Source organism: Leisingera sp. S132, from assembly GCF_025144465.1.
Classification (GTDB): Bacteria; Pseudomonadota; Alphaproteobacteria; order Rhodobacterales; family Rhodobacteraceae; genus Leisingera.
Genome location: NZ_CP083553.1, coordinates 1,441,330 through 1,466,383 on the forward strand (window position 1 = coordinate 1,441,330; position 25,054 = coordinate 1,466,383).

The 25,054-nt window shown below is 60.8% G+C and carries 24 protein-coding genes and 3 tRNA genes; 12 read left to right on the top strand and 15 right to left on the bottom strand.

The annotated features are described in order from the left end of the window. Window positions 1–69: 69 nt before the first annotated feature. Entirely contained in the window at window positions 70–417 is a 348-nt protein-coding gene (locus K3725_RS07075) for a TfoX/Sxy family protein (RefSeq protein WP_260018100.1), read from the bottom strand. A 161-nt stretch (window positions 418–578) separates the two neighbouring features. Between K3725_RS07075 and K3725_RS07080 the strand changes: the two genes are divergently transcribed. Beyond that, window positions 579–1,808, top strand: a complete 1,230-nt coding sequence (locus tag K3725_RS07080) for a cytochrome P450 (RefSeq protein WP_260018101.1) — start codon at window positions 579–581, stop codon at window positions 1,806–1,808. Between the two features lie 13 nt (window positions 1,809–1,821). On the opposite strand, the gene K3725_RS07085 is transcribed toward K3725_RS07080, so the two are convergent. Continuing rightward, window positions 1,822–2,847, bottom strand: coding sequence for an AraC family transcriptional regulator (locus K3725_RS07085; RefSeq protein ID WP_260018102.1), 1,026 nt, complete (start codon window positions 2,845–2,847; stop codon window positions 1,822–1,824). A gap of 112 nt (window positions 2,848–2,959) precedes the next feature. Between K3725_RS07085 and K3725_RS07090 the strand changes: the two genes are divergently transcribed. Continuing rightward, a complete protein-coding gene (locus K3725_RS07090; protein ID WP_260018103.1) occupies window positions 2,960–4,714 on the top strand; it encodes an acyl-CoA dehydrogenase in 1,755 nt (584 codons plus the stop codon). Window positions 4,715–4,768: 54 nt separating this feature from the next. Further along, window positions 4,769–5,575 carry a methylthioacryloyl-CoA hydratase gene (gene dmdD / locus K3725_RS07095; RefSeq protein WP_260018104.1) on the top strand — a complete coding sequence of 269 codons (807 nt, stop codon included), beginning with the start codon at window positions 4,769–4,771 and terminating at the stop codon, window positions 5,573–5,575. A 151-nt stretch (window positions 5,576–5,726) separates the two neighbouring features. Here the strand turns inward: dmdD and K3725_RS07100 are convergent. The 4 genes from K3725_RS07100 to K3725_RS07115 form a co-directional block, all read right to left on the bottom strand. After that, window positions 5,727–5,801, bottom strand: a tRNA-Asn gene (locus K3725_RS07100). Window positions 5,802–5,927: 126 nt separating this feature from the next. Beyond that, window positions 5,928–6,611 (bottom strand): GntR family transcriptional regulator, encoded by a 684-nt coding sequence (locus tag K3725_RS07105; RefSeq protein ID WP_260018105.1) that lies wholly within the window; start codon window positions 6,609–6,611, stop codon window positions 5,928–5,930. A gap of 159 nt (window positions 6,612–6,770) precedes the next feature. Beyond that, a tRNA-Asn gene (locus tag K3725_RS07110) sits at window positions 6,771–6,845 on the bottom strand. A gap of 69 nt (window positions 6,846–6,914) precedes the next feature. After that, window positions 6,915–7,832 carry an MBL fold metallo-hydrolase gene (locus K3725_RS07115; RefSeq protein WP_260018106.1) on the bottom strand — a complete coding sequence of 306 codons (918 nt, stop codon included), beginning with the start codon at window positions 7,830–7,832 and terminating at the stop codon, window positions 6,915–6,917. Window positions 7,833–7,905: 73 nt separating this feature from the next. On the opposite strand from K3725_RS07115, the gene K3725_RS07120 reads away from it, so the two are divergent. Next, window positions 7,906–9,225, top strand: coding sequence for an ATP-binding protein (locus K3725_RS07120; RefSeq protein WP_260018107.1), 1,320 nt, complete (start codon window positions 7,906–7,908; stop codon window positions 9,223–9,225). 88 nt (window positions 9,226–9,313) lie between these two features. On the opposite strand, the gene K3725_RS07125 is transcribed toward K3725_RS07120, so the two are convergent. From K3725_RS07125 to K3725_RS07135, 3 genes are all read right to left on the bottom strand, one after another. Further along, window positions 9,314–10,498, bottom strand: a complete 1,185-nt coding sequence (locus K3725_RS07125) for a hypothetical protein (RefSeq protein WP_260018108.1) — start codon at window positions 10,496–10,498, stop codon at window positions 9,314–9,316. Window positions 10,499–10,741: 243 nt separating this feature from the next. Continuing rightward, window positions 10,742–10,817, bottom strand: a tRNA-Ile gene (locus tag K3725_RS07130). A 37-nt stretch (window positions 10,818–10,854) separates the two neighbouring features. Then, the gene (locus K3725_RS07135; RefSeq protein ID WP_260018109.1) at window positions 10,855–11,790 is read right to left on the bottom strand and encodes a LysR family transcriptional regulator; all 936 of its coding nucleotides are present in this window, start codon (window positions 11,788–11,790) and stop codon (window positions 10,855–10,857) included. A gap of 119 nt (window positions 11,791–11,909) precedes the next feature. On the opposite strand from K3725_RS07135, the gene K3725_RS07140 reads away from it, so the two are divergent. From K3725_RS07140 to purN, 3 genes are all read left to right on the top strand, one after another. Continuing rightward, a complete protein-coding gene (locus K3725_RS07140) occupies window positions 11,910–12,890 on the top strand; it encodes an MBL fold metallo-hydrolase (RefSeq protein WP_260018110.1) in 981 nt (326 codons plus the stop codon). A gap of 124 nt (window positions 12,891–13,014) precedes the next feature. After that, the gene (gene purM, locus K3725_RS07145) at window positions 13,015–14,061 is read left to right on the top strand and encodes a phosphoribosylformylglycinamidine cyclo-ligase (RefSeq protein WP_260018111.1); all 1,047 of its coding nucleotides are present in this window, start codon (window positions 13,015–13,017) and stop codon (window positions 14,059–14,061) included. Continuing rightward, window positions 14,058–14,654 (top strand): phosphoribosylglycinamide formyltransferase, encoded by a 597-nt coding sequence (gene purN / locus K3725_RS07150; RefSeq protein WP_260018112.1) that lies wholly within the window; start codon window positions 14,058–14,060, stop codon window positions 14,652–14,654. The genes purM and purN overlap by 4 nt, the downstream gene beginning before the upstream one ends. On the opposite strand, the gene K3725_RS07155 is transcribed toward purN, so the two are convergent. Then, complete coding sequence (locus tag K3725_RS07155) at window positions 14,651–14,836, bottom strand: hypothetical protein (RefSeq protein ID WP_039192667.1); 186 nt, start codon at window positions 14,834–14,836, stop codon at window positions 14,651–14,653. The genes purN and K3725_RS07155 overlap by 4 nt on opposite strands. Before the next feature lie 231 nt (window positions 14,837–15,067). On the opposite strand from K3725_RS07155, the gene rnd reads away from it, so the two are divergent. Both rnd and K3725_RS07165 read left to right on the top strand, forming a co-directional pair. Beyond that, complete coding sequence (gene rnd / locus K3725_RS07160) at window positions 15,068–16,225, top strand: ribonuclease D (RefSeq protein ID WP_260018113.1); 1,158 nt, start codon at window positions 15,068–15,070, stop codon at window positions 16,223–16,225. Window positions 16,226–16,355: 130 nt separating this feature from the next. Then, entirely contained in the window at window positions 16,356–17,381 is a 1,026-nt protein-coding gene (locus tag K3725_RS07165; RefSeq protein ID WP_260018114.1) for an IS110 family transposase, read from the top strand. A gap of 1,000 nt (window positions 17,382–18,381) precedes the next feature. Here K3725_RS07165 and K3725_RS07170 read toward each other — a convergent pair. Together K3725_RS07170 and K3725_RS07175 are read right to left on the bottom strand one after the other, a co-directional pair. Continuing rightward, entirely contained in the window at window positions 18,382–19,314 is a 933-nt protein-coding gene (locus tag K3725_RS07170) for an IS5 family transposase (protein ID WP_260015482.1), read from the bottom strand. Window positions 19,315–19,755: 441 nt separating this feature from the next. Continuing rightward, the gene (locus K3725_RS07175) at window positions 19,756–20,265 is read right to left on the bottom strand and encodes a hypothetical protein (protein ID WP_260018115.1); all 510 of its coding nucleotides are present in this window, start codon (window positions 20,263–20,265) and stop codon (window positions 19,756–19,758) included. A gap of 134 nt (window positions 20,266–20,399) precedes the next feature. On the opposite strand from K3725_RS07175, the gene K3725_RS07180 reads away from it, so the two are divergent. Continuing rightward, window positions 20,400–20,810, top strand: coding sequence for a SufE family protein (locus K3725_RS07180; RefSeq protein WP_260018116.1), 411 nt, complete (start codon window positions 20,400–20,402; stop codon window positions 20,808–20,810). A gap of 63 nt (window positions 20,811–20,873) precedes the next feature. On the opposite strand, the gene K3725_RS07185 is transcribed toward K3725_RS07180, so the two are convergent. Both K3725_RS07185 and K3725_RS07190 read right to left on the bottom strand, forming a co-directional pair. After that, on the bottom strand, window positions 20,874–21,584 hold the full coding sequence (locus K3725_RS07185) for a DUF1638 domain-containing protein (RefSeq protein ID WP_260018117.1): 711 nt from the start codon (window positions 21,582–21,584) through the stop codon (window positions 20,874–20,876). Window position 21,585: 1 nt separating this feature from the next. Beyond that, window positions 21,586–22,284: a B12-binding domain-containing protein gene (locus K3725_RS07190; RefSeq protein ID WP_260018118.1), complete on the bottom strand. Its 699-nt coding sequence runs from the start codon at window positions 22,282–22,284 to the stop codon at window positions 21,586–21,588. A 249-nt stretch (window positions 22,285–22,533) separates the two neighbouring features. Between K3725_RS07190 and K3725_RS07195 the strand changes: the two genes are divergently transcribed. Beyond that, the gene (locus K3725_RS07195) at window positions 22,534–23,586 is read left to right on the top strand and encodes a PA0069 family radical SAM protein (RefSeq protein ID WP_260018119.1); all 1,053 of its coding nucleotides are present in this window, start codon (window positions 22,534–22,536) and stop codon (window positions 23,584–23,586) included. 71 nt (window positions 23,587–23,657) lie between these two features. Beyond that, the gene (locus K3725_RS07200) at window positions 23,658–23,936 is read left to right on the top strand and encodes an acylphosphatase (RefSeq protein WP_260018120.1); all 279 of its coding nucleotides are present in this window, start codon (window positions 23,658–23,660) and stop codon (window positions 23,934–23,936) included. 75 nt (window positions 23,937–24,011) lie between these two features. Here the strand turns inward: K3725_RS07200 and bmt are convergent, their stop codons facing one another. Continuing rightward, complete coding sequence (gene bmt, locus K3725_RS07205) at window positions 24,012–25,034, bottom strand: betaine--homocysteine S-methyltransferase (RefSeq protein WP_260018121.1); 1,023 nt, start codon at window positions 25,032–25,034, stop codon at window positions 24,012–24,014. Between the last annotated feature and the right edge of the window lie 20 nt (window positions 25,035–25,054).

The window sequence follows — 25,054 nt, forward strand, 5'->3', positions numbered from 1 at the left end:
GCGGTTGTGATCTTGTCCGGCAGCTGAGCAGCCCGCTGACGGCCAGCCGTTCCACTGCAGGGACCTGGGTCAGAGCGACTTGAGGTCGGCCTGGGTCGCACGCACACCAATGGCGTCAAGCTCTGCCAGCAGTTTGGAACTGTGCTGCGGCCGCGCTTCTGCCTTGATGGAATCAAAGCGTTTGCGCAGCTCTTCCTTCTCCTTTCCTTTGCAATCATTCCAGGGGCGGCCTTGCAGCGCCATAACAAGCACGTAGTAACCAATGAAATGCGGCCGGGTGCCGGTTTGCAACAGCCGGGCATAGGCCGCATCGGCGCCAAGGGCGCGCAGGTCCTCAGCGGAGGAAATACCCGCGCGGTGGCAGGCTTCTTCGTAGGCTGGGCCGAGATTGCGGATGGAGGAAATGGCTGTGTTCATGGTTTGTTTCTATCCGGGGCGTTTGCCGTTGTCACGCGAAATCAGGCATCCTTGCAAATTGCAGTCCGCTGTTCTGACGCTGGGTTCCGTGCTGGATTGAGTGATTGACAGTCGCAAATGCGGCGGAAACCCTGTCCGGGCAGCCGAAGGGAGGGTGGCGAATGAGCCGTGGATCGTATGTGCCTGTGAATATTGAGGGATTTGATCTGGCAAACCCGCCGGAAGGTTTCGCTGAGGATCCGTTTCCCTACTACGATGCCTTGCTGAGCAAGGCGCCGGTGCTGCCGCAGCCGGATGGGTCCTTGCTGGTTTGCCGTCATGCGGATCTGGACCGGATCTACCGGGACACGGGTATCTTTTCCTCAGACAAGAAGCGTATCTTTGCTCCCAAGTATGGCGAAGGTTCTCCGCTGTTTGAGCATCACACGACATCGCTGGTTTTCTCGGACCCGCCCTTGCACACACGGGTGCGCAAGATCATGACGTCAGCCCTGACGCCGCGGGCAATTGCAAAGATGGAGCCGGGGCTGGTTGAAACCGTCGATGTTCTGCTGGAGGAGATGGCGGGCAGGGATCAGGTGGATCTGATCGGCGATTTCGCCGCTTCCATCCCGATCCAGATCATCGGCAATCTGCTGGATGTTCCAATGGCGGAGCGTGCGCCGCTTCGGGATTGGTCCCTGGCAATACTTGGTGCGCTGGAGCCTGCGCTGAGCGAGGCGCAATTGTCGGCAGGGCATCGTGCAGTGGAGGAGTTCAAGTCCTATCTGCAGGATCTGATTGCCCGGCGCCGTGCCAATCCAGGCGATCTCGAAACTGACGTGTTGACCCGGCTGATCCGGGGCGAGGGCGCCGAGGGCACGCTCAGCGAGATTGAGCTGATCCAGAATTGCATCTTCATCCTCAATGCAGGTCATGAGACCACGACCAACCTGATTGGCAATGGGCTGGCGTTGCTGAATGATCACGCAGCGCAAAGGCAGCTATTGCTGGCGCAGCCGGAACTGATCAAGTCCGCGGTGGAGGAAATGCTGCGGTTCCGCTCTCCGAACCAGTTGGGCAACCGCGAAACCATCAAAGAGGTGGAGATTGGCGGCATCCGGGTGCCTGCTGGGACCAACCTGCATCTGGTGATCGGGGCTGCAAACCGCGATCCGGAAGTGTTTGGGAGCCCGGATCAGTTTGATATTGCCCGGACACCGAACCGGCACCTGGCTTTTGCCGGCGGGCCGCATGTCTGTGTCGGGCTGACGCTGGCGCGGCTGGAAGGCAAGATTGCCATCGAACGCCTGCTGCGCAGGTTTCCGGACTACCGCATTTTGCCCGGGCGGGTGCCGGGCGGGCGGATCCGGTTTCGCGGCTATGCGTCCTTGCCCGCGGCGCTGAGCTGAGAGGGGGGGGCGGTCAGCTGGCCGCTGATCTGTAGGCGCTTGGCGGCGCGCCGGTCCAGCGGCGGAACGCCCGATGGAAGTTTGCAGCCGAGGAAAACCCCGTGTCCTGTGAAATTTCCTCGATGCTTTTCAGTCCGGATTGCAGGTCGCGGATTGCCAGGTCACGTCGCAGCCCGTCCTTGATTGCCTGAAAGGATGTGTCCTCTGCATCCAGCCTTCGCATCAGGGTGCGCGGGGTGACACTCAGCGCCTGCGCGGCATCTGCCAGATGACAGTTTTCCCAGTTGGTCCGGTACAGGAATTCCCGCACCTTCAGTGATTGGGTGTGCTCACGAAATCCGGTGAAGATCCAGTCGCGGGGCGCACGGGCCAGGAAGTCGTTCAGCTCCGCATTGCTGCGAGGACCCGGCAGGCCAAGACTGCCCGCGTCAAAGGCAATGGCCGAGACCGGCGCGCCGAAGCTGACAGGTGCTGGAAAGATGACAGCGTAGTCTTGGGCAAAAGCGGGACGTTCGAAGGCAAACTGAACCTTGCGGACAGGCACCTCATAGCCTGCAAGCCAAGACAGGAGGCCATGTGCGAGCTTCAGGATCAACATGTGGCCGAACCGCTGTACGGGCTGCTCGCCCCGCGGCACCAGTTGCAATCCGGTGATTGCACCGTCCTCGCTGAGGTGAACCTGGTAATCGTCCAGCAGAAGATTCCAGAAGGTGGAGAACCGGTGCAGCGCGGCCGGCAAGGTGCTGGCTTCGCGTACGGACGTCAGCAGATGCTGCAAGGCCCTGGGCCGGACCGGGCGGCTCCAGAGACCGGTCATCTCATCCCCGGTTTCAACAGCGGTAATCTGATAGAGCCGAACGATCTGATCGAGAGTTACCCTGTGAGTCAGCTGCCTGCCGGACAGCTGCAGCCCCGCTCGCCGGAGAAAGGATCCGAGCTGTTCGTCTGTGCAGCACAGCTGAAGCGCATTAATCCAATCCGCGGCCAGTTCTGGCGATACCGTTGCCAGGCTGGCGGAGTCTGGTGGGGTTATCTGCATGGTGCCGAGGTTCTTTGTCACTTTTGGAAAGGATGTTGTCCGTATTGAACGTGGAGGTGCCTTGTTGCAATGAGTATTTGGCATGAAGAAACAATAGTCCGGAGCGACGGAAATGACATATCAGGCCCCCATTCGCGATATCATGTTCGATATTGAGCACCTGGCAGCCACTACGGGCACAGGTGCGGCAGGCGGTGGGATTGAACTGGATGATGTGGAAGCGGCGCTGGAGGCGCTTGGGCGGTTCTGCTCGGACGTGGTTGCGCCGTTGTCGCGGATTGGGGATGAGGCCGGGGCGCGGTTCGAGGGGGGGGAAACCGTGCTGCCTGAACCCTATGCGCAGGCCTATGCGCAATTTGCCGAAATGGGATGGCAGAGCCTGCCGCACCCGGAAGAATTTGGCGGCATGGGATTGCCGCGGGCGGCCGCGGCGGCTGCGACCGAGATTCTGAACGCCTCCGACCTGAGCTTCGGCCTGTGCCCGCTGCTGACTGATGGCGCGGTAGAGGCGCTGCTGCTGACCGGATCGGATGCGCAGAAACAGAAATATCTGGATCGGATGATTTCCGGCCAGTGGTCCGGCACCATGAACCTGACAGAGCCGCAGGCCGGCAGCGACTTGGGGCGGGTGCGCTGCAAGGCGGAGCCTGCCGCTGACGGCACCTATGCGGTCTCCGGCACCAAGATCTTCATCACCTATGGCGAGCACGGGCTGACGGAGAACATCATTCACCTGGTGCTGGCCCGAACCCCGAATGCCACGGCCGGCCCCAAGGGGCTGAGCCTGTTCATCGTGCCCAAGTTCCTGGTCGGGGAGGATGGCGCACTGGGCCGCCGCAACGCGGTCACCTGTGTCAGCCTGGAGCACAAGCTGGGCGTCCGGGCCAGCCCGACCGCGGTGCTGGAATACGACGGCGCGACCGGTTTTCTGGTGGGCGAAGAAAACCGCGGGCTGGAGTATATGTTCGTGATGATGCGTGCGGCCCGTTTTGCCGTGGGTGTGCAGGGGGTCGCCGTGTCGGAGCGCGCCTGTCAGCATGCATTGCAATACGCGCAGGAGCGCGTGCAAAGCCGCCCGGTGGATGGCACCACCAAGGATGCCGCGCCGATCATCCGCCACCCGGATGTCCAACGGATGCTGTTGCGGATGCGGGCGCTGACCGAAGGCGGGCGGGCGCTGGCGATTGCGACTGCGGGCTGGCTGGACCTGGCCAAACAGGGCAGCTCTGAAGCTGAGGATATGGCCGAATTCCTGGTGCCGCTGGTCAAGGCATTCTGCACCGAGCGGTCTCTGGAAGTCACCTCGCTGGGCGTGCAGGTGCATGGCGGCATGGGCTTCATCGAAGAAACCGGTGTTGCGCAATTCTACCGCGACGCGCGGATCCTGCCGATCTATGAGGGCACCACTGCGATTCAGGCAAACGACCTGCTGGGCCGTAAGGTGCTGCGGGACGGCGGCGCAACCGCGCTCCGCTTTGCCGGGATGGTGCAGGAAACCGAGCAGGCACTGCGGGGCGGGAATGCCCAGGCGCAGGCCGTGGCAAGACGCTTGGCCGAGGCGCGCCAGAAGTTTGAGGCCAGCCTGGAATGGCTGTTGGAGACTGCTGGCAAGGACCCTAACGCGGCCTATGGCGGCAGCGTCCCTTTCCTGATGCTCACGGGCAACCTCGCTGCCGCCTGGCAGTTGGGCCGTTCCGTCCTGGCGGCCAGTGCCAAGCTGGAGCAAGGCGAAGACACGGCTTTCATGATCCGGAAAATTTCAACCGCGGTGTTCTATGCTCAGCACATCCTGGTGGAGTGCGGCGCCGATTGCGTCCGGATTACCGAGGGCAGCGCCAGCCTGAATGATGCGGCGCTCCATCTTTGAACGAAAAACAACAAAGGCACATGTGTGCCGGGAACCAAGGAAAGGGCCAGAGCCATGACCCAAGCGGCAAACGCGCAAATTTTTGAAAACCTGGAAATCGAACAGCAGGACAATGGCGTCAGCATCGTCCGGCTGAACCGCCCGTCCAAGCGCAACGCGCTGGATACCGCCACGATCGAGGAGCTGGTTACCTTCTTCAGCAACGCTCACCGCAATGGCGTGAAGGCCGTGGTGCTGGCAGGCAATGGTGATCATTTCTGCGCGGGCCTCGATCTGGTCGAGCACTGGAAGGCCGACCGCAGCCCTGACGATTTCATGCATGTGTGCCTGCGCTGGCATGAAGCCTTCAACAAGATGGAATACGGCGGCGTTCCCATTATCGCCGCGCTGCAGGGCGCAGTTGTCGGCGGCGGGTTGGAACTGGCCAGCGCCGCCCATATCCGGGTGATCGATCAGAGCACCTATTTCGCGCTTCCCGAAGGCCAGCGCGGCATCTTCACCGGCGGCGGCGCGACCATCCGGGTTTCTGACATGATCGGAAAATACCGGATGATCGACATGATTCTGACTGGCCGTGTATATCAAGGGCAGGAGGCGGTCGACTTGGGGCTGGCGCAATACATCACCGAAGGCTCCAGCTTCGACAAGGCGCTGGAGCTGGCGGACAAGATCGCTCAAAACCTGCCGCTGACCAACTATGCGATCTGTTCAGCGATCAGCCATCTGAACAACATGTCCGGTATGGATGCCGCCTATGCCGAGGCAGTGGTGGCGGGTGTAGTGAACACTCAGCCCGCGGCGCGCGAACGGCTGGAAGCCTTTGCCAACAAGACCGCTGCCCGGGTGCGTCCCAACAGTTGACGATTGCATTGCGCACCGCGGGGAGCAGGGCTGTCTGGCGGTGCGTTTTTGCAGGTCTCCCGAGTGGGATAGCCGTCCGTTCATGCGCCGCAAAGATAAATGCCGCAATAGAAAAGGGCCTAGCGGTGAAACGCTAAGCCCTTGAATTCTTTGGCTCCGGCGGTAGGGATCGAACCTACGACCAATTGATTAACAGTCAACTGCTCTACCGCTGAGCTACGCCGGAACATGTGGCGTCGTATAGGATTTCCGGCTTGCTGCGTCCAGAGGAAATTCTCATGCGGAGGTAATTTTTTTGAGGTGGCTGGCACGTCAGTCAGCACCTTATGAATACTCAGGTTCAACCCTGCCTCTAGAGGTGCGTTGTCATCCTGTAACCCGGTGCAAAGAACAGCTTGGCCAGCGTCACCGGCTGGCCGCGCAGCCAGGTGATGCGTTCGGCGGTGAAGATTGGATCGCCTGCTTGGGTATCCAGAAAGTCTGCAACGGTCTGGTCTGCTTTGGTTGCCAGAAAGCTCAGCTCCAAATTCGTGAAGGGCACTTTTTGAACCAGCCAGTCATTTGGGCCAGAGCTTGAAAAATCGGCCTCCAGAACCCCCGGAATGCTGTCCGGGACGATCCAGCGGACCTCATACTGAAAGGGTGTATTGCCGGCGTAGTGCATACATCTGAGATGCAGCACGTCACGTCCATGAGGGATCTCCATTCTTGCGGATAGCCAGGCTGGAGCAGGCATGACGGCTCGCTCGACAAGCGCATAGCGGTACTCGGAGCCGGAGTCTGATATCTCATCGCGGATCAGAGGAATAGCGAACTGCGCCTTTCTGACCGGTGCATTCAGAACCCTGGTGCCGGCCTTGCGCTTCCGTTCCAGATAGCCTTCCTCAGCCAGCTCCCGCAGCGCCCGGTTTACTGTGGTGCGGGTGCTTGAGAACTCCTCGGCGAGATCGGTTTCGCTCGGCAGGAGACTGTCCGGTGCCCAGATCTTGTTGTGAATACGGTCCAGCACCACCTGCTTTATTTCGCGGTAGCTCATATTCGCCCGGGGCGCGGCCATGCTGCCTCCAATAAAGTTTATTAATGCCTTTATATCTAGACATAAAGAGTTTGAAAAGCGCGCAGCCGCCACGAAGCAGTACGAGGGTGAAACAGATGCAAAAAAGCCCTCAAGCGGCTGAGGCTTGAGGGCTTTTTATGGCTCCGGCGGTAGGGATCGAACCTACGACCAATTGATTAACAGTCAACTGCTCTACCGCTGAGCTACGCCGGAACGGTTCGTGCCGTATAGCGTTCCCGGAAATGGGCGTCCAGAGGGCTGCGGGCACTTTTTTGAAAAAAATCAGCCTTCCGGAAATTCAAAGACCGACGATGCCGACAGGGCGCCTTGAGGCACTGTCATGCCGCGGCCTGTGAGGTCGACCAGATGGGCAAAGACGTTGCGTTCCGCGGCCTTCAGCAAGGCAGGCGGGGTGTCTGTGTAAATTTGCTCCGCAAGGCTGCAGGCGGTGGCCGGCGCCTGGGCCAACGCAGCCAGAATCGCGGCTTCGCGCGATTCCCTGTGGGCAATCAGCCAGTCGAGCCGCCCGGCAGGGTCAAAAATGGGAGCGCCGTGACCGGCGTGAAAGACCCGCCAGCTGCGCTGCCGCAGGCGGCGGGAGGAGGCCATGAAATCGGTCAGGTCGCCGTCCGGCGGTGATACCAGAGAACTGGCCCAGCCCATAACGTGATCGGCAGTAAAACAGGCGTCCCTCCAGGCCAGCGCAATGTGATTGCCCAGATGGCCGGGGGTGTGAATCACTTCAAGTTCCCAGCCGTCCCCGCGGATGATCCCGCCATCATCCACAGTGATGTCAGGCAAGAACTCTTTGTCGATGCCCTCGCCGCCGCCGGCCAGCCCGCCTGCTGCAAGATTGGACATGACCTCGCTGCGCCCCGCCTGCGGTCCGCCGAAAGCATAGACCGGCGCGCCGGTGGCCCGGCTGAGACCGCGCGCCAGCGGTGAATGGTCAAGGTGGCTGTGGGTGACGATGATATGGGTGATTTGCTGGCCTGGCTGCACCGATGCAAGGATCGCGGCAAGATGCGCGTCAGACTCCGGCCCCGGGTCGATCACCGCAAGCCCGCCGGTGCCCAGCACATAGGTATTGGTGCCGCGATAGGTCATGGGGGAGGGATTCGGCGCCAGAATGCGGCGCAGGCCCGGCTCCAGCGCCTCTGCCAGTCCGGGTTGCGGGTTGAAGTCGTCCGGTGCCTGCATAGTCTTGCCTCATGGATGTTTTCCGGATCCGGGCAATCTTCCCTCTTTCCCCGGCGCCCTATAGGCTTAGCCCATGTTCTTCCAATGGCTCAAACGATATATGCCGCGCAGCCTTTATGCCCGGGCGGCCCTGATCCTGGTGGTGCCGATCGTGGCGCTGCAGATCGTGATTTCCGTCGTGTTCATCAAGCGCGACCTCGAGGACGTGACAGTGCAGATGACGGCGACCATCCAGCGCGAGATGGAGCTGCTGCGCCAAATCGCGGATGCCGCGCCGGACCAGGAAACGGCGCTGGCACAGATTGCCCCGGTGTTGCAGCCCTTGCAGATGCGGGCGCGGTTTTTGCCGCCCGGTGCGCCGCTGCCAGAAGACGAGTTCAGTCTGATCGAGTTTTCCGGCAGGGTGGTGCGCGAGGAGCTCGAGAAGACGCTTCCTGGGTTTCTGGCAGCGCGGTTCCTGCCTGACCGGATGGTTCAGGTCTATTATGGCACTGCGCATGGGCTGGTTGAGCTGAGCTTTGACCGGCGGCGGGTGACCGCCGCAGCCCCGCACCAATTGATTGTCACTATGCTGCTGTTCGGCTTTTTCATGATGATGATCTCCTTTCTCTACATGCGCAACCAGCTGCGGCCGATCAAGCGGCTGGCCAATGCGGCGGAGGCCTTTGGGCGCGGGCGGGCGGTACCGTATTCACCGTCCGGTGCGACCGAGGTACGGGCAGCGGGCAGCGCCTTTCTGGACATGCGCGCCCGGATCGAACGCCAGATCGAGCAGCGCACGCTGATGCTGTCAGGGGTGAGCCATGATCTGCGCACGCCGCTGACCCGGATGAAGCTGGAACTGGCTATGCTGGACGAGGAGGACGCGGCGCCCATGCTGCGTGACGTCGATGAAATGCAGGCGCTGCTGGATGCGTTCCTGGACTTCTCCCGCGGCGCTGCGGTCAGCGAACCGGAGCCGGTGGATCCGCACGAGCTGGTCCGCGATATCATCAGCGACTGGCAGCGGCAGGAGCAGCAGGTGACACTGGGCGAGATGTCCGGCGAGGGGCAGGTGATGCTGCGCCGCCAGCCGATGCGCCGGGCGGTTGCAAACCTGATTTCCAATGCCGTGCGTTATGGCACCCGGGCGCGGGTTTCCGTTGCGATGACAGATAAATCGATGCGGATCAGGGTTGAGGATGACGGGCCGGGCATTCCAGCGGAGCAGCGCGGTGACGCGGTGCGCCCGTTCACCCGCCTGGACCCGGCCCGCAATCAGAACCGGGGGTCTGGTGTTGGGCTGGGGCTGGCAATTGTTGCTGACACCGCGCGGGCTCATGGCGGGACCTTGCGGCTGGGCGAAAGCACGGACCTGGGCGGGCTGAAAGCAGATATTGTAATCGCCCGCTGAATGCGCCAGTGCAAAAGCACATTGGCAGCCCAGCATGGGCTGCCAATCCATGGTTTCACGCATTTGAGCTGGCTTGGTCAGCCGGCCGTCACGCAAACTCTTTGGACAGGGTATTGAACCCGGTTTCGATGGCTGACGCAGCTTTGACGAGGTTCTCTCCGCCGGATGCAATGCTGGTGACAGCGGTGCTGAGTCCCAAGCTGCCGACCCAGATGACCCATTTGGCCCATACGGGATCCTTGTGGCGCAGGGCGTCGACAGCCTTTTGCGAGTTGTCGCGGAATTTCTCGGCCGGCTTGATGCTGACGTGATAGGCTTCGATGCTCTTGATCAGCTTGGCGGTTTCCTTGCGGGTGGCTTCCATTGCAGCAAACAGCCCGTCCAGCTTTTTGCTCTTGTAGCCCCGGTCCTTTGCCATCTTGCCAAGCTTTTTCTCGATCTCCTTGTCGAGCTTGCTCTGCTTGTCCAGGAGCTTGTTCAGCTCCTTGCCGAGAGCCGCGATTTCCAGATCAATGTTCTTGAGCTTGGCCTTGTAGGTTTCCAGATGCTTGTCGACCCGGTTGAAACCCGCGGTTTCGATCATCAGGAAGTCAGCCAAAAACTCCTTGCCGATTTCCTTGGCTTTCACCTTGGCCTTGGACTGCTTCTCATAGGCGGAAACCAGTTGTTTCAGCGCCTTTTCAAGCTCGCCATGGATCTTGACGATGTCGGACGTCACCTTTTGAACGGCCCGCGCCACTGACACGATGCTTTGCGCAATGCCATAAATGCTGGCGGCAATGGAAACGCCGCCGGTCACCGCGCCAGCCGCAAGCGAGGCGGTGGAGCCAATGGCGCAGGCGCTGCCAAGCACAATCGCGCTGACCACCTTGATGCGGTACTTCTTGCGGTCCTTGTTGGCCTGTTTCCACTTGTCGAAATGCTTGGTCGCAACCTGCTCAATCGACTTTTCGTACTTGGCAAAGATCTTTTGAATGTCGGCGTCCAGCTCTTTGCATTCTTTATCGCTCAGCGGCATTACGGAGCCCAGGTTGTTGGCTGCATCGACCCGCAGGCAGCACTCGTTCAGAAGCTTTTTGTATTCCTTGGTGGCATCATCATAAAGCTTGGCAACGAAGCGGGCGTCGGTGTCGAGTTCGGCTGCCACCTTTTTGTCCACTTCCACAGTGGCGGCGAAGTTCATGTTGCCGAGCTGGACAAATTTGGGTTTGACCTTCTTGGTGACCTCGTTCTTGACGTCTGCCTTGATGATGGTGAGTTTTTCGGTCGCCATAAATGTCGTGCCTCTAAGAATGTTTCTGGCGCGGGCAGGTTCTGGAAACAGAATCAAAGTCGCTATGGAACAAAGGGGTGGAACCGCCCAAGGCCACTTTACCGGGCTGTGGTGGTTATGAAAGCAAAAGCTGGGCGTGATATGAAGGCGGGCTTAACCGGTGCGCGCGGAGGTACGTATGACAGTCAAGCAATGCCCTGCTGGCACAAGAATTGATGCTTCTGGTGAAAAAGGCGGTGTTTCTGGTAGGCCCGGCAGGATTCGAACCTGCAACCAAAGCGTTATGAGCGCTCTGCTCTAACCGTTGAGCTACAGGCCCGCCATGGATTTGTGGTTAGGAAAAGAGGCAGGCAAGGTCAAGCGGTGATTGCAGAGACTGCTGGCGTTTCCGCCAGTGGACGCTTGTGCAGGGCTTCCAGGCAGGCAACCGTGTGTTCGATCGTCAGGTCCCGGCGGCGGTCCGGCGTGCGGCGGGACGGGTAGACGGCAAACACGTCCTTGAGCGGTGCTTCATACCCGGGCAGCACCTGTTCAAATTCGCCGCTGGCCAGCTGGTCCTCGACCATGAAGCGGGGCGCACGGGTGTAGCCGGAGCCGCTGCTGACGGCGCGCATGATCAGATCGGGGTCATCGGCGGTGAAACCCACCTGCACCGGTGCGGGAAATTCCTGCCCGCCGCGGCGCAAGGGGAAGAAGCCGCGGGTCTGGTCCTCGTGGTGCTGGATGAACTTGAGCCGCTTCAGCTCCTCTGGCGTTTGCGGCCGGCCCTCGCGGTCCAGATAGTCCGGGGTGGCAAACAGCACGGTTTCCAGGGTGGAGATCTTGCGTCCGAACCCATCGGTATCGCCCAGCTGCCCGGTGCGGATCGCCAGATCATACCCTTCGCGCACGACATCGACCAGCCGGTCCTCCAGCCGCATCACAATGTTCAGGTCCGGGTGCTCACGGTTGAGATCCAGCAGCATCGGCCCGATCACGCTGCGGCCCAGAAAGGAGTTCACGCTGATGCGGAATGTGCCGGAGACGCTGCCTTCCAGCGAGTCCACTTCTGCTGTCATGCGGTTGTAGCCGCTTAGCAAAGCTTGCGCGTGTCTGTAAACCAGGCCGCCTGCGCGGGTTGCATGGATGCCTTTTGCCGTGCGGTGCAGCAATTGCTGGCCGATCTGGGCCTCAAGCTGCTTGATCTGCTGGCTGACCGCTGATTGGGTGATGCCGCGGCGCTGGGCGGCCCGGTTCAGGCTGCCTTCGTCCAGCGCAATGGTGAAAGTCTCCAGCAGTGTCAGCTTGTCCATGGGCCGCCTATAAGAATTGCTAATAACCGTTATCGGTGCTGGCGGGCTGCAAGCTGGGAAATCGCCGGCTTAAGTCCGGTGCACAGGACTATTCCTGAAAACAGATATTGGAGTTTCTTATGACAATCAATCGCAGGGCTTTTCTGGGCGGGCTGGCAGCGGCCCCAGCGGCGGCGCTGGCTTCCGGGCTTGCTGGCAGCAATTGGGCTTGGGCGGCTGAAGGCACAGCGGCCGCTTCTCCGGTCATTCACGCCTTCACGATTGGGGATGCCAGGATTACCGTGCTGCTGGATGGCCACCTGCCGCTCGGCACCCAATTGTTCAACGGCTTTGATCCTGCCAAGGCTGATACAGTTCTCGCCCAGGGGTTGCACCGGCTGCAGGACGATGCGCTGCAAATTCCGGTCAACGGCTACCTGGTGGAGCGAGGCGGAAAGAAGCTGCTGATCGACACCGGCACCGCCCAGCTGATGGGGCCGGGCCTGGGGGCGCTGGGCGCCGGGTTGGCAGCAGCGGGCGTTGCTCCGGAGAGTATTGATACCGTTCTCTTGACCCATATTCACCCGGATCATTCCGGCGGGCTGATCACGCCGGACGGCGGTGCGGCCTTTGCCAATGCCGAGCTGGTGGTGGCGCAGCGGGAATGGGACTTTTGGCATGATGATGCCATCATGGCTGGCGTGCCTGAGGGGAGCCGTGGTTTCTTTGACATGGCCCGCCGCTCTGTCGCACCCTATTCGGACCGGCTGCAACTGCTGCAGGGCGAGGGCGAGGCGGCACCCGGTTTCACCGCGCTGGAACTGCCGGGCCATACACCGGGCCACACCGGGTTCATGCTGGATGCAGGCGGCGAGGGGCTGCTGTTCTGGGGCGACCTGATCCACAGCGCCGCACTGCAGTTTGCGCTGCCGGACTGGACCATCGCCTTTGACAACGACCCGGCCCTGACCGCGCAAACACGTCGCAAGATGATGGACCGGGCAGCGGCGGACAATCTGCTGGTCACCGGCGCGCATTTGGACTTCCCGGCGCTGGGCCGCGTTCTGCGGCAGGGCGATGCCTTCGCCTATCAGGCAGCGCCCTGGCAATTTGGCATCTGAGACCGGCATTTTTGTTGTGAAAACTGCTCTGCTGCGCTGTCGGGGATGGCGCAGCAGATTCCCTAGTTCCCTTCTGATGCGCCTTGCGCTAAAGGCTGCGCAACCGATTTGAAGGAGCCATGTGATGACCAGCGGCAAGAACGGCCTGACCTATGCAGATGCAGGTGTGGACATTGATGCGGGCAACGCCCTGGTTGACCGGATCAAGCCGGCCGCCAAGCGCACCAACCGCCCCGGCGTGGCCAGCGGGCTGGGCGGTTTTGGCGCGCTGTTTGATCTGAAGGCTGCGGGCTACAGCGACCCGATCCTTGTGGGTGCCACTGACGGTGTCGGCACCAAACTGCGGATCGCCATCGACACCGGTGTGGTGGACGGTGTTGGCATCGACCTGGTGGCGATGTGCGTCAATGACCTGGTCTGCCAGGGTGCCGAGCCGCTGTTCTTCCTTGACTATTTCGCAACCGGCAAGCTGGAAACAGACGTCGCGGCCCGCATCATCGAAGGTATCGCCGAGGGCTGCGTGCGCTCCGGCTGTGCGCTGATCGGGGGGGAGACCGCGGAAATGCCGGGCATGTACCCGGAAGGCGACTTCGACCTCGCAGGCTTTGCCGTGGGCGCCATGGAGCGCGGCACTGCGCTGCCCGAAGGTGTGCAGGAGGGCGACGTGCTGCTGGGCCTGGCATCCGACGGCGTGCACTCCAACGGCTATTCGCTGGTGCGCAAGCTGGTCGAGGTTTCGGGCCTGGGCTGGGAGGCAGACTGCCCGTTTGGCGAAGGTTCCTTGGGCGCGGCTCTGCTGACCCCGACACGTCTGTATGTGAAACAGTGCCTGGCCGCGGTGCGGGCAGGCGGCGTGCATGCCCTGGCGCATATCACCGGCGGCGGCTTGACTGAAAACCTGCCGCGGGTTTTGCCTGAGGATCTGGGTGCCGACATCGACCTGAACGCCTGGGACCTGCCGCCCGTGTTCAAATGGATGTCCGAGACCGGCGGCATTGCCGAGGCGGAAATGCTGAAGACCTTCAACTGCGGCATTGGCATGATCCTGTCGGTTTCCGCGGACCGCGCAGATGAACTGGTCAAGGTGCTGGAAGCAGAGGGCGAGACCGTCGCCCGCCTCGGCACCGTCACCGCCGGTGCTGGCATGCGCTACGCGGGCAAGCTGCTGTGAGCCACAAACGGGTTGCCATTCTGATTTCCGGCGGCGGCTCCAACATGGTGTCGCTGCTGGAGAGCATGACCGGCGATCATCCGGCGCGTCCCTGCCTGGTTTTGTCCAACAACGCCGATGCCGGCGGGCTGGCCAAGGCCGCTGCGGCTGGTGTTGCAACTGCTGTGGTGGATCACCGTCCGTTCAAGGGCGACCGCGAGGCGTTTGAGGCTGATCTGGTAAAGCCCATCTTTGATGCCGGTGCGGACATCGTCTGCCTGGCCGGCTTCATGCGCGTGCTGACCGCAGGATTCGTCTCGCAATTCGAGGGGCGGATGCTGAACATCCACCCCTCCTTGCTGCCGAAATACAAGGGGCTGCACACCCATGCCCGCGCGCTGGAAGCGGGCGACGCAGAGCATGGCTGCACCGTTCATGAAGTGACACCGCTGCTGGATGACGGCCCGATCCTGGGCCAGGCGCGGGTGCCGGTGCTGGAAGGTGATACACCGGACGCGCTGGCCGCGCGGGTACTGGAGCAGGAGCATAAGCTCTATCCGGCGGTGCTGCGCCGCTTTGCCGCGGGTGACAAGACGCCGGTGCAGCTGCCTTAACGGGTTTCCTGCACGGCCGCGCTGTTTCCGCGCCAATCCAGCTGTTCGGCCTGCTGTTCCGGCGCCATCAGTGCGGGCAGGCCGATCAGCACCAGCAGCAATGCTGCCGCAAGCACCGGAATCAATCCTCGGGACAGCGTGAAACCACCGGTTTTGGCGGGGGAAAGATCAAGTATGGTCATCGTTTGTCCTCCTGTGACGGGTGTATCCCCAATCTAGGAGCACGTTACGCATTATGAAAATGAATGTTTGGCGTCAGTATGATCACAAATTCTGAACGCATGCGGCGCCCGTGTGCCGGCGGCCACAGGGCCGCTGGCAGAAATCTCTGCCCGGCCTTGCACCTGTTTGCATTGGCCGGGACAAGCGCGTATCACGGCCCGGTCTTACTGATAATGAAAAAGCCGTAATTGATGAAAACTCTGACCTCTACCGAAGAACTGCAGGCCTTCTGCGAAGCTGCAGCGCAGCACGCCTATGTCACGGTGGATACCGAGTTTCTGCGCGAACGGACCTATTATTCCAAGCTCTGCCTGATCCAGCTGGCCTATGCCGGGGACGGGGAGAACGATGCGGTTCTGGTTGATCCGCTGGCCGATGGCATCTCGCTGGAGCCGCTTTATGCACTGTTCCGCAACGAGAATGTGGTCAAGGTGTTTCATGCCGCGCGTCAGGATCTGGAAATCTTCTGGGTCGACGCGCAGGTCTTTCCCAAGCCGCTGTTTGACACCCAGGTTGCGGCGATGGTCTGCGGCTTTGGCGAGCAGGCCGGCTATGAAACGCTGGTGCGCAAGATCGTTAAGCAGGGGCTGGACAAGACCTCGCGCTTTACCGACTGGTCGCGCCGCCCGCTGAGCGACGCGCAGAAAACCTATGCGCTGGCGGATGTGACCCACCTGCGCAAGATCTATGAGTTCCTGGCGGCTGAGCTTAAGAAGAGCGGCCGCGCCCATTGGGTGACCGAGGAGCTGCAGGTGCTGACCGATCCGGGCACCTATGACATCAAGCCGGAAGACGCCTGGAAACGGGTGAAGACCCGCACCAATTCCAGCAAGTTCCTGGCCGTTGTACGTGAGCTGGCAGCCTTTCGCGAAACCTATGCCCAGTCCAACAACGTGCCGCGCAACAGGGTCTTCAAGGATGATGCGCTGGTGGAGCTGGCCTCGACCAAGCCGCGCAATCCGGGGGATCTTGGCGGCTCCCGGCTGCTGCTGCGCGAGGCCCGCAAGGGCGCGATCGCCGAAGGCATTCTGGAGGCCGTGGCCAAGGGCGTTGCCTGCCCTGCTGAAAAGCATCCCAAGATCGACCGCAGCAAGGAGAAACTGCAGGTGAACCCGGCACTTGCCGATCTGCTGCGGGTGCTGCTGAAAGCCAAAACCGAGGCGGAGGGTGTGGCGGCCAAGCTGATCGCGCCCAGTGCGGATCTGGACGCAATTGCAGCGGGCCTGCGCGATGTGCCGGCCCTCAGCGGCTGGCGGCGTGAGGTCTTCGGTGAAGACGCGCTGCGTCTGTGTGATGGCAAGATCGGACTGGCAGCAAAGGGTCAGGACGTGAAGGTGGTTGAGCTGTAGTTTCCCAGTCTGGTGACAGTATTGTAAAAGAAAGATGGGATGATTAGGGCTTCCTCGCTACGTCTCGGAGGGTGGCAGATCGTCGGCTATGCAGGCAAGCTCCTGATGACAACATCACGGAGGTATAGTTATGGATCTGTTTGTTGGCTTGGATGTGTCGCTTCGCTCGACCAGCGTTTGCATCCTGGATGGGGCAGGGGAACTGGTTAAGGAAGCGAAGGTGGAAAGTGAACCGGCCTCAATCGCTGCATTGCTTGAAAAATTTGCAGGCTGCTACCGGCGGGTTGGTCTCGAAGCCGGCCCGCTGTCCCAATGGCTTTACAGCGGGCTGGCGTCGGCAGGCTACCCAGTGACCTGTGTGGAAGCACGGCACATGCGGGCCGCCCTTTCCGCCCGGATTAACAAAACAGACCGGAATGACGCCCGCGGCATTGCACAAATGATGCGTGTCGGTCTCTTTCGCCCGGTGCACGTAAAGACCGAGCGCAGCCAGGAGATCCGCATGCTGCTCACGGCGCGAAAATTCCTGCAGTCAAAGATCATTGACGCAGAGAACAATTTGCGTGGCTTGTTGCGGAATTTTGGCATGAAAGTCGGGGCCGTCACACGCGCGCAGTTTGAGAGCCGAGTCAAGGAACTGCTTGAAGCGCGCCCGCATCTTGCACTGGCTGTGACACCGCTCCTGGAGGTGCGGCGCGTACTGCGCGTTCAATATCAGCATTTGCATAAGGCGATGCATCTACTGGCGGCTGATGATCCCGTATGCAGGCTGCTCATGACCGCACCCGGCGTCGGCCCGCTGGTTGCACTAACATTCCGCACCGGCGTTGACAAAGCTGCTCGCTTCCGGCGCTCCCGCTCTGTTCCGGCCCATTTCGGCCTGACGCCGGCACGCTATCAATCCGGTGAAATTGATCACGGGCGCGGTATTTCAAAATGTGGTGATGCCGGTGTTCGGTGGGCACTGGTGGAGGCTGCTGGTGCGATCATGCGTAGAAACACCAAAAATTCTTCTCTGAAGGCATGGGGCCTGTCAGTTGCAAAACGCAGAGGGCGGCTCAGGGCGGTCGTTGCCGTTGCCCGGCGCCTAGCCACTATCCTGCACCGGATGTGGACCGACAACACTGAATTCCGCTGGCAGGCGCAACCCGCCTGATGCAGCACACCAGAATTCGCGCATGACGCGCGGATAGACGTCCCGTGCAGGGACGGGTGGGCGGTAATCCCGGGGCGGGGTTGAACGCGGCTTCGGTCGCAGTCCGCAAGAAAGATTGGGATGCCTTTCCTTCCAACCCCATCATGAAGCGGCCGTGTGCCGACTTCGAAGAGAAGCAAGACCCTTGCCGGGATGGATCATCATGTCAGGCGAACACGCCCATCAAGCAGCCTCTGGGCTATAAGCTGCTTTGACGCTTAAATTTCAGCCGTCAAACTTACAGCATGCCTGCCGGTGAGGGGCACAAGGAGTCACGGAGACAGGCAACTCATTGCACGGCAAAGCGCCTTTTGCATTTCGCTGTCCCGTTAATGTCAGTTGCCTGTGTCCCATGCAAACAGCTGCTAGCCCACCAAACAGGGGGAATCTGAAGCACCCTCACAAGCTGCCGGTTGCGGAACTCTTTGCGATTATGGTTGAATGCCTTGCAGCCACATGCTTTGAAGTGCTTGTAAGCTGGTTAGCACTTGACCTTGCTGGCATGGGTCATGAAAATCACCCTCAAGCTGTCAACGCCTTGCCTGTTCAGCGTGCAATATAGTTTCAAAATGTCAAGAGTATCTTAGGTCTTTGGGTGTGGTCCTGCAGTTGCAGCACCAGTAGACCCGATGGAATTTCTGGCAGTGTATCTTCATTTGATCTGCGTATCTGGAGTAGGAAAAAGGAAGCCATTATGGCAGAAGGAGATATTTGGGTTTCGAGTGTTTTGGCCGCCTCAAGTCTTGTGCTCGAAACGGATATTGACAGGTCTGAACCGACTTGGCCGGCGGTAAAGCGTGGCGACGTAACTGCGGCAGAAGATCTACCGATCCGGGTAAATGCGACTGTCATGGTTTGAGCAGGCCGAGTGAGGGGGACTCGTTTTTAAATTGAAGCGTTCTGGAGTGACTCTGTTGCGCAAATCGGTTGAGGGCCAAGGTTCCCCTTTCCCCAGACGGACTTATCCCACTGCCTCTGTGACGGGTATGCCAAGCGCGGTGAATCCGTTCATGACCGCAACACGGAGCTGAAGCTCGGCAACCTGACGTCCAGGATCCCGTGCCATCAGTCTTTGTCCCAGCAGTTTCATGCAGTGCATCTTGGTTTCGGCACGACTTCGGCGGTGGTATCCACTCCATTTCCGCCAAAGCGCTCGGCCAAGGTATTTCGACGCCCGCAGCGCTTCGTTGCGCGCAATCGCGCCTGCGGTGTCGGGTTTCCAGGGCTTGGCGTTCTTGCGGGGCGGGACGACGGCATTGGCACCTCGGTTGGCGATGGCATCGTGGCACTTGCGCGTATCGTAGGCGCCATCTGCCGTGACACTGCCGATCTCCTGCTCGGGCGGGATCTGATTAAGCAGTTCCGGCAGCATGGGCGCATCACCAATGTTGCTACTGGTGAACTCGACTGCCCGGATTTCCAGTGTCTTTTCGTCGATACCGAGGTGAACCTTGCGCCACACGCGGCGTTTCGAGCCACCGTGCTTGCGCGCATTCCACTCGCCTTCGCCCTCTACCTTTATCCCAGTGCTGTCGATCAGCAGGTGTAGCGGCCCCTCAGAACCACGATACGGGATGTTCACGGCGAGAGACTTCTGGCGGCGTGAAAGCGTGCTAAAATCCGGTACCGACCAGTCCAATCCACTCAATCGCAGGAGACTTTCCACGAAGCCGGTCGTCTGCCTGAGCGCCATACGGAACAGCACCTTCATCGTCAGGCAGGTCTTGATCGCGGCGTCGCTATAGATGGGCTGTCGGCCTCTCTTGCCGGTCGGCCGGGCCTCCCACGTCATCTCGGGATCGAACCAGATCGTCAGAGAGCCACGACGCTTCAGCGCTTCGTTATAGGCCCGCCAGTTCTTGATCTTGTAGGTCGGGGGTGTTGGTCTGCTCATGCCCTCCAGCTATCACGCTGGATTCATGAGATGAATCCCTCACCCGATTTGCGCAACAGAGCCCGACCTAGCCATCACTGACGTTTCAGGTGATGCTCAAGTTTCGCTATCCGGCCACGGAACCGTCGTGCTTCAGGGGGTAACTGCCGCGATGTTGACCGAAGACGACTTCTTGTTCTGAAGTCCGAGAAGTCTCCCTTACGGCCGACTTCGTAGAAAAAATCATTTAAATGACCGCTGCAACAGGCGGTCATTTACACTTAGGGACCAATATATGCTTCATATCTCTCGTTTCGAGCAGCCCTTCAGAATGGACGCGCCAACTTCCGGCAAACGGAAAAAATTTGCAAAGATGAGTGTCTCCTCTCGCTTGACACAACTGGCCCTAATAGAGAAACACCCGCCTTAGCGGGTGTTTTCTTTTTTGGGATAGTCAGGGCTTCAGCGCCGGCGGCTTTCACGTGCATTTGTCTCGCCATTCACCCGGACGATGCGGACCGCCTCCAGATCCTGGTTCGACAGGGTGCGTGCGGCGTGCAGCGTGCGGCTGAACTCGCTGCCGGTCAGGGTCGGCTCTTCTGGGTAGACCACGCGGAAGTCGTATGCCAGCACCCCATCCTCAGCGTCCTCCACTGGGCGCAGCTCGACCTTGAAGGCACCCTGTCGCTCGGCAATGCCGGTTGCGTGGATGATCGCACCGGAGGCCGTCCGTTCAATTTGCAGCCCGGCGATCTGGCTGATCAGAACGCTTTTGTCCTTGGGCGGTTTCTTGGCAAAGATGCCCCTGGCATTGCTTTCCTGCGGCAGCAGCGGGTTGACGTTTTCCGCCACCTCCACCTCTGCCGGTTCCGAGCTGCCAAACCAGTTGGTCGGGTTCAGCCGTGAATCCCGCCAGCCGCACGCTGAAAGCACCAGCGCGCAGGCCAAAGTAAGAGCCAATGGTTTATGCATCTGTCCCCGCCCGTTCAAATTGTCTTTGCAACGGATTACCCGATTGGCAGCAGCTTGAAAAGCGGTTGAAAAGGCGCGGGCAGGGGCTTAGGTGCTGATCTGCACATGATGCGGGATTTGAGGATAGACGGACGATGGCCACTGCCGCCTTTGAAGAGATCGTTGAAGACTTCGAGTTCATGGAGGACTGGGAGGACCGCTACCGCCATGTGATCGATCTGGGCAAGGCAATGGAGCCGCTCGACGAAGCGCTGAAAGTGCCTGCGACCAAGGTGGACGGCTGTGCCAGCCAGGTTTGGCTGCATGCCACCGTTGAGGGCGGTGAGTTCTGTTTCGATGGCGATAGTGACGCAATGATCGTGCGCGGTTTGATCGCGGTGCTGCGCTGCCTCTACAATGGGCTGCCAGTGGCCGAAGTCGCGGCAGTGGATGCCAAGGCAGAGCTGGGCCGGCTGGGGCTGAATGAACATCTTTCTTCGCAGCGGTCCAATGGACTGCGGGCGATGATCGAGCGGGTCCGCGAAACGGCGATGGCACAGGCCTGAGGCGGCGGGCGAGGGGCCGGCCCCTCGCGCTCCCCGGAGTATTGCCGGGAAAGATGAAAGGGGCTATCTGGCCCAGTTCGTCATGGCGGTTTCGAGGTCGCCGTATCCTGTGTGGCGGTGCTCGAAGGCCAAGCCCATTCGGTCGGCGCATTCGCGGGCCTTTTCCACCAGCTTGGGGTCATTGACCTGCGACTGGAACACCAGTTTGGTGTAGTTGCCGAACACCATGTCCCGCAGTTCCGGATTTCTGTCGAGGCCCATGGGCCGCCAGACGAAGGCGTCGAACTGTTTGACCAGGAAATCGGTCAGGTAAAAGGCGGTGATTTCGCCTTCTTCCGAATGGCGGGCAAAGGTTTCGTTGCCCTCAAAGAAGGAGTAGCAATGCGGGCCCGGAACCATTTCCACGCCAAGCTCGGCGCATTTACGCTCCAGCGCGCCGCCGGTACCGCAATCGGCATACACCACGTAGATCTTGTCATAAACCGCTGAATGCTTGGCCACCGCGCCGTCGACAGCGTCGACGATCTGCTCGGGATAAAGATGCAGTTTGGCAGGCAGGCAGGTGAGGTCGATGTGATCCATGCGGTTTGCGTCCTTGATGGCAAGGATCTCGCGCGCCAGTGCGCCGCAAGCAATCAGCAGGATACGGCCAGTCTTTTTCTCAGGGGCGGCCAGGCCCTGTTCGGTGAGGGAGCTTTCCTCAAGCGTCCGCCCGGTCGGCGGGCGGAAGGCAGCCCGCTCTGTCAAGCGGGCTGCGCGTCCTTTGCGTGCCAAATCAGGCGCTCATCGAGTTGTGCTTGCGCGCAACGAAGTCCTTGGCCATTTCCACGGCCACGGCTGCGTCACGGCAGTAGCCGTCGGCGCCGATTGCCTTGCCGAACTCTTCGTTCAGCGGTGCGCCGCCAACCAGCACAATGTAATCGTCGCGCAGGCCCTGCTCGACCATGGTGTCGATAACGACTTTCATGTAGGGCATGGTGGTGGTCAGCAGAGCGGACATGCCGAGGATGTCGGGTTTGTGCTCTTCCATGGCTTCCAGGTAGTTCTCGACCGGGTTGTTGATGCCGATGTCGACCACTTCGAAGCCTGCGCCTTCCATCATCATCGAAACCAGGTTCTTGCCGATGTCGTGGATGTCGCCCTTGACGGTGCCGATCACCATAGAGCCGACGCGCGGGGCGCCGGTTTCGGCCAGCAGCGGTTTCAGGATGGCCATGCCGCCCTTCATTGCGTTTGCCGCCAGCAGCACTTCCGGAACGAACAGGATACCATCGCGGAAGTCGGCGCCGACGATGGTCATACCGCCAACCAGCGCCTTGGTCAGGATGTCGTACGGAGTCCATTTGCGCTCGAGAAGGATGTTCACGCCTTCTTCGATTTCCTCTTTGAGACCATCATAGAGGTCGTCAAACATCTGCTGAACAAGTTCCTCGTCATCGAGTTCCGAGAGGATGATGTCTTCTTCGTCCGACATGCGCCTAATCCTTGCTGACGGGGGAATCCCCGGTGTTGGCCTATTTCTGAGGCTTTTGTGACAGAATGCTGTTTGCGAACTGCATTATTTGCGACACTGCCGCGTTTCTAACCGACGTATAGAGACAATTCCGGCGCAAGAATAATGAAGATTCCACATGGAAATCTTCGATTTCGCCCATTTGTTCTTTATTTGTTCCGTTGTGGTCGCTATTTTGCGTCCATGCTGCCTGAAAACACGCCATACACAATGCGCCGCAAAACGCGCGCCAGCCTCAGCAATGCGGCAGGCAGGTTCGACATGGCCCGTGAAGGGGTGGACGACGGCTGGTTTCAGGAAGTGCCGGATGCTGTGATTCCCACTCAGGTGCGCCAGGAAACGGCGCGTTCGCTGATCACTTACAACCGCTCGCCCGATCTGCCGTTTGACCGCTCGATCAATCCCTACCGCGGTTGCGAGCATGGTTGCATTTACTGTTTTGCGCGGCCGACCCATGCCTATCTTGGGCTGTCGCCGGGGATGGATTTCGAAACCCGGCTGATTGCGCGTCCCAATGCCGCCGGGGTTTTGCGCAAGGAATTGTCAGCGCCCAGCTACAAGGTGGCTGCAATTGCACTTGGCATCAATACGGATCCCTACCAGCCCTGCGAGCGGGATCTGCGTATTTCCCGCGCCTGCCTGGAAGTGCTGCGCGACTTCAACCACCCGGTGGCAATCGTGACCAAAGGGGCAATGGTGGAGCGGGATCTCGACGTCCTGACGCCTATGGCCGCCAAGGGGTTGGTAAGGGTGGGGATTTCCCTGACTACGCTGGACCCGGACCTGTCGCGGCGGATGGAACCGCGGGCGCCGCTGCCCGCCCGGCGGCTGGCGGCTATCCGGCGTCTGACAGAGGCCGGGGTGCCGGTGCGGGTGATGACCTCGCCCGTGGTGCCGGGGCTGACGGATCATGAACTGGAGGCGCTGCTGGCAGCCGGGGCAGAGGCGGGCGCGGATGCCGCCAGCTGGATTATGCTGCGGCTGCCGCGGGAAGTGTCGGAGCTGTGGCAGGAATGGCTGGCAGAACATGCGCCGGGCCGGGCGGCCAAGGTGATGGCCCGGTTGCGCGAGATGCACGGCGGGCGCGATTATGACCCGCGCTGGGGCCACCGGATGCGGGGCGAAGGGCGCTATGCCGAGATGACTGCGCAGCGGTTCAAGGCAGCCTGCAAACGGCTGGGCCTGCGGGAGCGGACGGAGGAACTGCGCTGCGATTTATTTGCCCGGCCGCCGCAGCCGGGTGACCAGTTAGCGCTGTTCTGACTGGTTATGAACAGCCTTGGCGGCAGAACTGTGCTATGCTGGGCATCATTCTGACAAAAGGAGCGTGTCCAATGACCACGGTTGCTATGAAGGCGCGTGTCACAGGGCGCGTGCAGGGCGTGGCTTTCCGTACCTGGGCGCGGGCGGAGGCTTTGCGTCACGGGCTGTCGGGCTGGGTCCGCAATGAGCCGGACGGCTCGGTACGGGCCTTGCTGATAGGACCTGTGGCCAGCGTTGCGGACATGGTGCGCAGAATGGGCCGCGGTCCCGGGGCGGCCTCGGTCAAGGACGTTCTGACGGAAAGAGTCGATCCAGAACCGGGCATCAGCGGTTTTCGTATCACCGGATAGGCTGAGCCGGAGGGATAAAGGTGGCGCCGCATGTGAAGGCGCGGCGCCATGTGTTCTGTCTGCGCCTGCTATCCGTCAGGCGCGGCGGCGGCCACGGCGTCCGCGGCGCTCTCCGCCAGCTGCGGCATCCTCTCCGGTGCCATCGCTTTGCGAAGTGAAAGGACCCAGCACTTCGACGATTTTCTCCAGCTCGGGCGCGTCTCCGCGCGGGCGGCTGTCCAGTGCATCGCGCATGGACCGCAGGTGATCGGGCATGGTGCCGCAGCAGCCGCCGATGATCTTGGCGCCTGCATCGCGGGCCATCACCGCATATTTGCCCATCAGCTCCGGGGTGCCGTCGTAATGGATGTGGCCGTCGACATATTTCGGAATGCCGGCGTTGCCCTTGGAAATAACCGGGCGTTCGGTGCCTTGCGCGGCAAAGCCCAGCACGGTGCGCAGGATGTCGGAGGCGCCGGTGCCGCAGTTGGCGCCAAAGGCCAGCGGCGCGTTGGCGAACTCTTCCACCAGCTGCGCCAAGTCAGAGGAGGTCACCCCCATCATGGTGCGGCCTGCAGTGTCAAAGCTCATGGTGCCGCACCAGGGCATGTCGGCCAGCTTGAAAGCCTCCGCTGCAGCGCGGAACTCCTCTGGGGCGGAAATGGTTTCCAGCCACAACACGTCAGCGCCGCCTTCCTTCAGAGCGTCGGCCTGCTCGTGGAACATCTCAACCGCCAGGGAATGGGACATCTCCCCGACCGGTTCGAAGATTTCGCCGGTTGGCCCGACTGAGCCGGCAACGGCGATCTTGCGTTCTGCCTTATCGGCAACTTCGCGGCCCAGTTCGGCAGCGATGCGGTTCAGCTCGCGCACGCGGCCCTGCGCATCGTGCAGTTTCAAGCGCGCAGCGGTGCCGCCAAAGCTGTTGGTCAGGAACAGGTCGCTGCCCGCATCCACCGAGCCTTGGTACAGAGCCAGGATTTTCTTGGGCTCATCGACGTTCCACAGCTCCGGAGCGTCGCCGGATTGCAGGCCCATGGCAAAGAGGTTGGTGCCGGTCGCGCCATCCGCCAGCAGCACGTCCCTGGTGTCCAGAAGGTGTTTGAAGGTATTGGTCATCGGTTCTGTCCCGTGTCATC